This window comes from Spiroplasma mirum ATCC 29335 (genome assembly GCF_000565195.1).
Lineage (GTDB): Bacteria > Bacillota_I > Bacilli_A > Mycoplasmatales > Mycoplasmataceae > Spiroplasma > Spiroplasma mirum.
On sequence record NZ_CP006720.1, the window covers coordinates 53012 to 64859 of the forward strand.

An 11848-nucleotide genomic window follows, 5' to 3' on the forward strand; every position below is an offset into this window, starting at 1 on the left:
ATCCCCTTTAGGGATTTTTTTATTTTATACTTAATTTTTAATAAAAATACATACAACACCGATAATAATTGCTAAACCAGCAGCAATTGGGACTAGGAAAACTGAAAAAAAAATAACTCCAACTTTAACTATTTGGTAAAAAGTAATTTCTTTGTTCATTGCATCTAGCATATCCTGTGGAACACCACTCGTTTCTGCAATGGTTGTTTGATCTTTTAGACTATCAATTAAGTCTTTATAATCTTTGGAAAGAGCATTGTCAACTCCGGATTCAGTTTCTTTTGCTTCATTACCAATTGAAATATTTTTAGTAACGGGAGCTAAGCATTTATAGCCGTTTATTGTTCCTCCCATCTCGTTATCAATTTTTACTCCTAAACATCGCAGACCAATTACTAGAAAGATAATAGTTAGTATTCAGAAACCAGCCATTATTAAAAGAAGTTTTTTCTTCATATTTATTTACCTCATTTCTTTCTATTTTTGATACTAATTAAATTTTATTAATAAACCGGGGATAATACATTTATTCGCTACTAAAATATTTTTTTAAATTATGAAAATTAAGTTCTAACTGAGATTTTAATTCTTTTAAACAACAATGATAAAGATTGGTTTTAAACAGGATTTCATAAAAATGAATAGGAGTTATTTTTTATAAAAATTTTATAAAAAATAAATTTTAATTATAAAAATATTATTTTAATATATAATAGTGTTAGAAATTAAACGGTACATTCTTTTCTACGGAGATTTCTTGAAGAATAGGACAGAAATTCAGATTAAAAATAAAGGCTAGAGTTTTATTATTTAATTAATGACAATTTTCTTTGTTTTTAAGTGTTTTTTTTTAATTAAGAAGTTAATTTTTAGAAAAGATAATTTGTTTCTTGACTTACAATCTTATTAATTTAAAATTTAATTAAGCAATAAAGTGAAGAAAAGTTGGTAGTTGTTAGTTCTGATAAGGGCAAAGAAATAATACATTAAATAATATTGCGATCATTTTTATATGAAAAAAAGTACTTAATTGAAAACAAATTTAAAAATTATATAGGAGGGGTTAATGGAATGAAAAAACTTCTTGGATTATTAATGGCATTGTCACTAGTGGCAACATCAGTAACATCAGTTGTTTCATGTACCAAAAAATACACTTTTGATAGTGATGTTTGAGTTATAACTGATGGGGGAACAATTAGTGATAATTCATTTAATCAATCTGCATGAGAAGGAGCTAGTGCTTATTTGGTATCTAAGCAAGATCCAACTCATTATGGACCTGGTGATAAATGAAAAAGTAGTAAATGACGAGCAAGTTATTTTGAAGCGGCTTCACAAACAACATCTGATTTTAGGGTGGCATATGTAACATCTAAAATTGCGGGAGCTAAAACAATGATTTTACCAGGGTTTAACCATGGAAATACCATCGGTTGGGCAGCAAATCTTGCTGATAATCTAATTTATATTGATGGTTCTGGTCAAGGAGTTCATTTGGATATGGATAAAAATAAACCAGTTGCCAAAAATATTATTGGTTTACAATATGAAGCTGAATCATCAGGTTTCTTTGCTGGTTTAGCAGCAGCTGTATACCTAAATGCGAATATTAAAGAATTCGGAACTAATCTTAAAATAGCAACATACGGGGGGATGGACAATTCCAGGGCTGTATCAAACTATATGTGAGGATTCTTAGTTGCTTTTGATATTTTTAACAAAATTATCAAAGAAGATCCAAAATATCCTAAACTGGGATCTTTAAAACGAGTAGTATTAAACCTTGTTAATACCTTGAACCCAGATGTCAAAACATTAAATTCAATTAGTAAAGTAGAAAATGTTTTAAGCCCTGATGAATCATGATTTTCACAATCATTTGAAGCTGGGCATGGAAAAGATATTTCTGATTCATTAATTAGTAAAGGGGCAAATGTTATTTTCCCAGTGGCGGGACCACAAACCCAAGACACAATTGATCGGATTAAATATAATAAATCAAATGCCAAAATTGTCGGTGTTGATACTGAACAATCAAAAATTTATGGTGAATATTATATTATTACTAGTGCGTTAAAAGAAATTGCAACATCGACCCAAGATGCATTAAAAAATATTTATTCTTCAGCTTGTGGGTTTGACCCAAGTTCTAATAGTTGAAATAAACCACAAACAGATACTTGTTGAATTAATACTGACCAATCTTCACTACGCCACCCAAGTTGAACTGGAATTGAACCAACAAAATCAATTCCTAAAACAGTTACGGAGTTAATTCATAATACTAGTGATGATAGTGCAAAAGATACGGCGTTTGATAAAATCGTTGCTGTTCTAGAAGCAGTTTATTCAGTTGGAATTAGTGGAAACCAGCCAGTGGCCGCAAAATTCTTCCCAGGTACTTTGGCAAATACTTACCAAAGTCAAGATGAATTAAAAGATTATATTTGACAAGCTATTGAGGATAAATTGTAGGAGGCAAATTGTATGAGTAGTCAAAATGAATATGCAATTGAAATGAATAACATTACCAAAATTTTTGGCGAATTAGTGGCAAATGATGATATTACTTTAAAAGTTAAAAAAGGTGAAATCCATGCGCTAATTGGTGAAAACGGGGCCGGAAAATCAACCTTAATGAGTATTTTATTTGGGTTATACGAACCAACAAAAGGTGAAATCTTTGTTAATGGAAAGTCCGAATATATTAGTAATCCAATTAAAGCAAATAAATTGGGAATTGGAATGGTTCACCAACACTTTAAACTAGTAGATATTTTTACAGTGTTAGATAATATTGCGTTAGGTCATGAAAAGATTACCGGAAAAGTGTTTTTAGATAGAACTTCTGAAATTCGTGAAATTTCAAAAATTGCAACAAAATATAACTTAGAAATTGATTTTCGGGCAAAAGTTTCTAATATTTCAGTTGGAATGCAACAACGGGTAGAAATATTAAAAATTCTTTATCGCGGAGCAAATATTCTAGTATTTGATGAACCATCGGCGGTTTTAACACCCCAAGAAATTGAAGGGTTATTAAATATTATGTTAGATTTAAAAAAAGATGGTAAAACAATTATTTTTATTTCGCATAAATTAGATGAAGTTAAAAAAGTAGCTGATAGTGCAACGGTTATTCGTAAGGGAAAAGTAGTTGATACTTTTAGTGTAAAAGATAAAACCCAAAAAGAAATTGCCGAAGCAATGGTTGGCCGTCAGTTAATTGAAATTAAGAACACAGGAGTTGAACCACAAGTTCAGGTTCTTTTAAAAGTTGAAAACTTATCAATTAAGAAAAAAGGAATTACTAAAGTAATGGCGTTGGATAACTTTAATGTTGAAGTGCATGCTGGTGAAATTGTGGCGATTGCCGGAGTTGAAGGAAATGGACAGTCGGAATTAGTAAATGCAATTACCGGATTAGAACATTTCCACCAAGGAAAAATTCTTTTTAATAACATTGATGTTACAAAAGTATCAATTCATCAAAAATATGAAAATGGAATGTCACATATTCCTGAGGATCGTCATAAACATGGGTTAGTATTAGACTTCAATGTTATTGACAATGTTGTTTTACAAAATGTTGATAAAAAACCATTTTCAAATTATGGATTATTAAATAAATCAGCGATCCAGTTATATGCTCAAGATATCATTACCAAATATGATGTTCGGGGAGCAAACTCAGGATTCGCAGTAGCACGGGGATTATCAGGGGGTAATCAACAAAAATTAATTATTGGACGAGAATTAAGCCGTAAACATAAAATTTTAGTTATTGTCCAACCAACACGGGGATTAGATGTTGGGGCGATTGAATATATTCATACTAAAATTTTAGAAGAAAAAGCAAATGGGAATGCAATCTTATTAGTTTCTTATGAATTAGAAGAAATTATGGGATTAGCAGACCGGATCATTGTTTTACATGCTGGTAAAATTAGTGGAGAAGTTGCTGGTAATCAAGTAAAACGTGAAGAAATTGGATTAATGATGGCAGGTACATATCACCAAAGTAGCAAAGGAGAAGGTAAATATGAATCAAGCAATTAAAAACAATTCTTGGTTGCTAACGCAAAAGACAAGAATCTTCTTTCGTTCTAATGAGTTTAAAACAAAAATGAACTATGTAAAAGCTTCAATTTGTGCCATTATTGCCGGAGCAATTTTAAGTTTCATTATTCTTGGTGCTAATGATGCTAATCCACTATTATTTTTTAAATATGTTTTTTCATTAGCATTCCAACCGCTAATGTTAGATCAAACATTAACATACTGAGCAATTTATATTGTGGCGGGGTTATCTGTTGCAATTGGGTTTAAAGCCGGATTATTTAACATTGGGGCGCCAGGCCAAATGTTATTAGCAGGAAGTATGAGTTTAGTGTTGGGATTAAAAAATCCCCATATTTCACAAGGAGGAGGAGTTGTTAGTGCTTTGATAATTTCCATTCTAGTTGGTTCTTGTTTAGCAGCAATTGCCGGAGCGTTAAAAGCTTACTTTAATATCCACGAAGTTGTGACAACAATTATGTTAAACTGAATTGTTTGATATGTAATGAAATGGATGTTTATGAACCAATCATTTGGGTTATGAGAAGCAAGTCGGAACTCAACCAAAGATATTACCCAAGTTACTGATAATTTTAACTTGGCACTAAATGGTCAAAACTGAATTATTCCATTTATTATTGCAATTATTCTATTAGCCTTAGCAATCTTTGTTATTAACTACACAGTGTTAGGATTTAGAATTAAAGCAGTTGGGAAATCACGTGATGCTTCATTATATGCCGGAACAAATGTTAAATTCTATATAATTGTTTCAATGGTAATTTCCGGGGGACTCGCCGGCGTCTTGGGAATGCTTTATTACATGACCCAGTCAACGGTGTTGCAGTTCACCACTGATGCCTTGCCAAGTGTCGGGTTTGATGCGATTGCGGTAGCGTTAGTTGCCTTTACGAACGGATTGTCCATCTTGCCAATTGCGCTGTTATGGGCGATTATTAAGACTTCAGCGATGGCAACAACCCAACTTCCAGCGCTCCAAATGTCAAAACAAATGGGACAATTAATTTTCGGAATTATTATTTATATGACAGCTATTTCAGCGTTATTTATATATTTAAAACCGATTTTATGAATTCGCCGTTGATTTAATATTTATAATAATAAAGATGTATGGGGTGAATATCAAAAATATCGACTAAAAATTAAAGAATATAAAAAAGAAATTAAAAATATTAATAAAGAATACCATGTTCAACTAAAAGTTTTAAAAGCAAAAGGTAATAAAGAAGAAGTTTTAAATTATAAAGAAGAAGTTAATAGTCAATTAACTAACTTAGTTGGTCGAATAAATAATTTAAAAACTGAAATTAATTTCTTTATTCAAAAATGTTACAAAAATTTATTTATGGAAGGGCGTAAAGCAATTCGAACTAGTTACAACAATGCTATTTTTGGTTCAATTGCCGCGGCAGTGGATCGTTATGTGCAAGCAAATACAGAGTATACCTTGAAAAAACAACAAGTTGCTTTTGCCAAAAGACAGTATGAACAAACTGTTAAAGAGTTAGCCGGAAAAGCAAAACATGAATGTTATGAATTATTAAATAATTATAAAAAAGATGCTTATCTACAGTTAACTAATTTACACTCAGCGTATAGTGAATTAATTTCGCGTCAAAATGAGGAAATTAAAGTATTAAAAGAAAGTTACTATCCAATTTTTGACCAAATTCATCATCAATATGAAAATGACCATGTGTTATTAAAACAACATGAAAAAGAAACAATGGCAAAATTGAATAGTGAAGTTAAAGCGTTAAAAATTAAACATAAACAACAATTACATGATTTAAGACAACAACAAAAAATTGCCAAACAACAGATTAAAGCACAGCTAAAAGAATTAAAACTAGCTTGTGATAATGATTCAGTAATAAAACAACAAGTGGCAACAATTAAAGAAAATTTAAACCTTAAATTACAAGAACTTAAAAAAGAACACCTTGCTAATTTAGAAAAATTACGAATTGAGCAACAAAATAAATTGCCGGAATTACGTAATAAATATAATCACGAAGTATCCTTAATTATTCAAGCGTTAAAAGATAATAATAAATTATTACGCCAAGAATTACTTTGTAAAAAAGAAACTTATAAAAAAGCAAAATTAGCTCAGAAAAGGGGGGAATAAGATGTCAGCTGCAGGTCAATTATTTGCCAATGGTTCCATATTATTTGCTGTTTTATTAATTGCATCAATGGCTGGACTTTATTCAGAACGCGCCGGAGTTGTTAACATTGCCATTGACGGGATGATGATTATTGGGGCTTTAGTGTATGCTTTATTAGGAAAAGCCTTTGCCCAACAGGGAAATGCAATGCAATTAGTAGCATTAGTAATATCTTCAATGATTGCCGGATTATTTGCCATCCTTCATGCGTTTGCTTCGGTCACCTTGCGCGCCCAACAAGTCATATCCGGAACCGCTATTAACTTGTTAGCAACTGGATTAGGATTGTTCTTTGTAACAATTCCTTCCTTAGCACCCGGAAACATGATCCAAACTGGATTTACAACCATTGGAATTGATAAATATCAAATTGTAACCATCTTTGTTATTATTGCCGTGGTGATTGCCTTATTCACATTCTTCTTCTTTAGATTTACTAAAAGAGGAACACGCTATGTGGCAGCCGGGGAAAACCCTAATGCCATTGATGCAGCGGGAATTAGTGTTATTAAAACTAGATATGTAGCGGTAATTATCTCAGGATGTTTAGCGGGCTTAGCTGGTGCAATGTTTACCCACTTTGTATCAGGACAATTCCGTGGTGATGTCCAAGGACAAGGTTATATTGCTTTAGCAATTATGATTTTTGGTCAATGAAGAATTCAATATATTACTCTAGGAAGTATGCTATTTAGTTTCCTAATTGCTCTAGCTAATAGTTTATGAAGATTTACTGGTTGAAATATTGCTGATCCCTCAAACCAATTATTAAAAATTATTCCATTTGCTCTAGCTTTAGTAACAATGGTCGCCTTTTCAAAATACTCGAAAATGCCGAAATCTGATGGAATTCCATTTAATAAATCTTTACGGTAAGAAAACTTTAATATTAATTATCTAAAATAAAAATACCTATTATTATAATAGGTATTTTTATTTATAAAAGGACTATTAAATTTGTTGTCCTTCTTTTCAATATTTTTTCACTGCGTCTAATAGTTTTTCATCATATTCTGCTTAAAGATTTTGATTAGGATCATTACTTTCTTTTTTTGAATAATTTGTTGTTTCAAGACATTAAGATATTCTTAAATATCTTCCCCTAATGTTAAATAGCGGTTAACAATTTCTAGGGCCTCTTGATCCATATTTTTAGTTTGGACTATTTTCATAGTTCTTTTCCTCCTATTATTATAAACTTTTCTAATTATAAAAAAAAACAAATTTCCGATAAAAAATTATCGCAACTAAAATTTTTAGTGATATTGTTTAATAATCCGAGGGGTATATCTCTTTTGAAATTTGCTTTTTAGTTCAGAAAAATTTAAAATATAATTATCCACAAATAAGGAGGGATAAGATGGTAGATTTTGATCCAAGATGTTTTAAATGTGTTAATGAACAAGAGAGAGTGGGAAAGGGAGGAGCTGTTGCTAATGTTTTATTTAATAAAATGAAACAAGGAATGGTTGGCTCAGTAAATGATGAGATTTATGTGTGTGCTCGTCATAAATAACCCGAGATTTTAAAGAATAAATAGTCTTGATTTTTAAATTAAGACTATTTTTAATTTTAAAATAAAACCAAATATTTATTGACTTTTTTACAAAACCAATATAAAATTTATAAGCATATATTGTGAAAATTTTGAAAAGTGAGGTTTAGAAATTAATGGCATTAAAAGAAAAAGAATTTGGGCATTACGCTAAAAGAATTGATTATACAAAAGTAAGTGGGAATTTGGACCTGCCGAACTTAATTGAAATTCAAACTGAAACGTATGATTGATTTAAAAAACAAGGAATTAGCCAAGTGTTCGAAGAAGTATTCCCAATTGTTGGGCATGAAGAGAATGTTATTTTAGAAATGTTAGATTGAGAATTTAGAGAACCACGACGAACAATTCCCCAATCTAAAGAAGAATCTAAGATTTATGAAGCACCAATTTATTCAAATTTAAAACTAACAATTAATTCAAAAGATTTAGAAATTGAAAAAGGACTCATTAAAGGTGACGCTGAATTAATTAAGTCATGAATTGAAGAAAAAATCGGTCATAATATTACTATTTTGAAAAAAACAGCTGATGTTGTGTATTTCGACATCCATTCAGGAGATGAAGAAGCAACTTGCATTGCAACAATTAAAGAACGAACAGATTTAAAATTAGTCATTGAAATCACAATTGAAAAAATTGGTGAAGTTTTTTTTGGTGATTTTCCGTTAATGACTGGAAAAGGAACCTTCATTGTTAATGGTTCAGAAAAAGTTGTTGTTTCACAATTAGTCCGTTCACCAGGGGCTTATTATAAAAAAGATTTTAACCGTAAAACCGGAGAAAACATTTATTATGTTGATCTAATTCCGTCTCGGGGAACATGGTTAGAATTTGAATCAGATATGAAAAAAATTAAGACTGGAAAAGAAGAACGTTTTGACACTGTTTATTATGTCAAAATTGATAAATCAAGAAAAGTTTCGGTGGCTAGTTTATTTACAGCCTTAGGAGTAACCAAAGAAACTGTTTTTGATATTTTTGGTGATAATAAATATGTTGGAAACACTTATGATTTAGAACAATATAGTGGTGATATTAATTATGATCAGCAAGTAGCGGCCCAAGAAATTTATAAAAAAATCCGTGCAGGAGAAACTGCCACTCCTGATGGAGCTACTAAATATTTATATGGTTTATTATTTGACAAACGTAAATATGATTTAACGAAAGCCGGAAGATTCAAATTAATTCAAAAATTATCAGTTGAAAACCGAATCTATAATAAGGTTTTAGCAGAAGACATTAAAGATGTTAATGGTAAAGTAATTTTTAGTGAGGGAACTTTATTTGATAAAGAAAGTGTTAATAAATTAAAAGAGGTTTTAAAAGCTGGTGCTTGTTTAGAAGAAGTCTACTTTAATACTGAAATTCCCGGTAATAATAAAATCCAAAAAATTAAAGTATACGTTGATAACGAATTAAGAAATCAAGTTGAAAATATTATTGGAATTGATCCGAACGCAACGGATGAATTTGTTACAGCGCCAGATATTTTAGCAACTTTTTCATATTTATTAAACTTAAAACATGATATTGGAGAAGTTGATGATATTGATCACTTAGGAAACCGTCGTGTTCGTACAATTGGAGAATTGCTACAAAACCAATTTCGAATTGGACTTTTAAGAATTGAAAAAAATGTTAAAGAAAAAATGTCAACTTCAAATATTTTCAAGATGAAGCCATCAAATATTATTAATAATAAACCTTTATCAGCGATTATTGGTGAGTTCTTTAACTTGTCACAGTTGTCACAGTTTATGGACCAAACTAACCCCTTAGCAGAGTTAACAAACAAACGTCGGTTAACAGCCTTAGGGCCGGGTGGATTATCACGTGAACGCGCTGGTTTAGAAGTACGGGATGTTCACTACTCACACTACGGAAGAATTTGTCCAATTGAAACACCAGAAGGGCCTAACATTGGGTTAATTAATAGCTTAGCAACTTACGCAAAAATTAATTCATTTGGCTTTATTGAAACACCATACCGCAAAGTAATTGATAATAAAGTTACTAGTCAAAATGATTATCTAACCGCTGATGAAGAAAAAAATTATGTGGTGGCACATGCTAACATTCGTTTAAGCGATAAGGGTAAAATTTTAGACGACCAAGTAATTGCTCGGTTCCAAGGTGAAAACATTATTGCATCACGAACTGAAGTTGATTATGTTGATGTGTCACCAAAACAAATTGTTTCAATTGCTACAAGTTGTATTCCGTTCTTAGAAAATGATGATGCGAACCGGGCATTGATGGGAGCCAACATGCAACGACAAGCCATCCCACTAATTAATCCCCAATCACCATATGTTGGAACAGGAGTTGAATATGCCGCAGCGAAAGACTCGGGATTAGCAATTGTTTCCCAATATGATGGAGTAATTGATTTTGTTGATGCTACAAAAATTATTTTAAAAACCAAAGAAGGGTTAAAAACATATAACCTAGATACTTTTGTGCGTAGTAATCAGGGGACTTCTTTAACGCATGTTCCGTTAGTTAAACAAGGGCAAAAAGTTGTGAAAGGTCAAATTCTAGCTGATGGTCCTTCAATTGATAAAGGGGAATTAGCCTTAGGACAAAATGTAGTGGTTGCCTTTACAACTTGAAATGGTTATAACTATGAAGATGCCATTATTGTTTCTGAACGTTTAGTTGCGGATGATGTTTTTACTTCGATTCATATTGAAGAATATACAATTGAAAGACGCCAAACAAAACAAGGAGCAGAAGAAATTACGAGAGAAATTCCTAATATTTCTGAAAACGCGCGGAAATTCTTAGATGATGACGGGTTAGTTATTATTGGAACCGAAGTTAAACCAGGTGATATTTTAGTGGGGAAAGTTACCCCAAAAGGGCAAACCCAACTTTCACCAGAAGATAAACTATTACAAGCAATTTTTGGTGAAAAATCAAAAAATGTTAAAGATAATTCTTTACGAGTACCAAATGGGGGGGAAGGAATTGTGCAAGCAATTAAACGATTCCCTCGTGAAAAATATGAATTAGCAGCTGATGTGTTAGAAGTTGTTAAAGTTTATATTGTCCAAAAACGTAAGATCCAAGAAGGAGATAAAATGGCTGGTCGTCATGGTAACAAAGGGGTTATTTCAAAAATCTTACCAATTGAAGATATGCCACACTTAGAAGATGGAACCCCAGTTGATATTATGTTAAACCCATTAGGGGTGCCATCACGGATGAATATTGGACAGGTGCTAGAAATTCATTTAGGAATGGCGGCTAAAAAATTAGGGCAAAAAGTTTCAACACCAGTTTTTGATGGAATGACAAATGATGAATTAATTGAGCTAATGGATAAAGCAGGAATGAAAAACTTCGGGAAAGAAATTTTAGTTGATGGTCGTACTGGTGAAAAATTTGATAACCCAGTTTCAGTGGGAGTAATGTATATGTTAAAACTATCTCACATGGTTGATGACAAATTACATGCTCGGAATGTCGGACCATACTCATTAATTACCCAACAACCGTTAGGAGGAAAAGCTCAAAATGGGGGGCAACGTTTTGGAGAAATGGAAGTTTGGGCGTTAGAAGCTTACGGAGCAGCGCATACCTTACGAGAAATTTTAACAATCAAATCCGATGATATTAAAGGAAGAACCCGCGCTTACGAAGCAATTGTTAAAGATAAGAAAATTCCTGAACCAGGAATTCCCGAATCATTTAATGTTTTAACTCGTGAAATTCAAGGGTTAGGATTTAATATTCAAATGATTGATGAAGATGGAAACATCAAAAATATCAATAGTTATGATAATGAAGATAGTTATGTAATTGAAGAATTAACTAATACAACAATTGATGAATTTGAAGATGAGTTTGATATTTCAAAATTTATTCTAAATAACGATAATATTGAAAATGCTGAATTCGAATTGAATATTGAAGAAGATCCAAATGCAGATGAGGATAGTTATGATGATGGTGATCATAACCCAATTAAACCAGATTATCAAAGTGATGAAGAATAGGGAGGCAAAGTAAAAATGGTAGAAAATAATAA

General features: G+C 31.5%; 7 protein-coding genes. 6 read left to right on the forward strand and 1 reads right to left on the reverse strand.

Annotated elements, in window-relative coordinates:
- Positions 1–30: 30 nt before the first annotated feature.
- The gene (locus tag P344_RS00260; RefSeq protein WP_148552263.1) at positions 31–456 is read right to left on the reverse strand and encodes a hypothetical protein; all 426 of its coding nucleotides are present in this window, start codon (positions 454–456) and stop codon (positions 31–33) included.
- Between the two features lie 615 nt (positions 457–1071).
- Here P344_RS00260 and P344_RS00265 point away from each other — a divergent pair.
- The 6 genes from P344_RS00265 (at position 1072) to rpoB (ending at position 11816) form a co-directional block, all read left to right on the forward strand.
- On the forward strand, positions 1072–2478 hold the full coding sequence (locus tag P344_RS00265) for a BMP family ABC transporter substrate-binding protein (RefSeq protein WP_025316892.1): 1407 nt from the start codon (positions 1072–1074) through the stop codon (positions 2476–2478).
- 12 nt (positions 2479–2490) lie between these two features.
- Positions 2491–4062 carry an ABC transporter ATP-binding protein gene (locus P344_RS00270; RefSeq protein ID WP_025316893.1) on the forward strand — a complete coding sequence of 524 codons (1572 nt, stop codon included), beginning with the start codon at positions 2491–2493 and terminating at the stop codon, positions 4060–4062.
- Positions 4046–6214 carry an ABC transporter permease subunit gene (locus tag P344_RS00275; protein ID WP_025316894.1) on the forward strand — a complete coding sequence of 723 codons (2169 nt, stop codon included), beginning with the start codon at positions 4046–4048 and terminating at the stop codon, positions 6212–6214. Before P344_RS00270 ends, P344_RS00275 begins: the two co-directional genes overlap by 17 nt.
- A 1-nt stretch (position 6215) precedes the next feature.
- Positions 6216–7130 (forward strand): ABC transporter permease, encoded by a 915-nt coding sequence (locus P344_RS00280; protein ID WP_025316895.1) that lies wholly within the window; start codon positions 6216–6218, stop codon positions 7128–7130.
- Positions 7131–7614: 484 nt separating this feature from the next.
- Entirely contained in the window at positions 7615–7770 is a 156-nt protein-coding gene (locus tag P344_RS06925) for a hypothetical protein (protein WP_169728169.1), read from the forward strand.
- 155 nt (positions 7771–7925) lie between these two features.
- Positions 7926–11816: a DNA-directed RNA polymerase subunit beta gene (rpoB, locus tag P344_RS00285; protein WP_025316896.1), complete on the forward strand. Its 3891-nt coding sequence runs from the start codon at positions 7926–7928 to the stop codon at positions 11814–11816.
- The last annotated feature ends 32 nt before the right edge of the window (positions 11817–11848 follow it).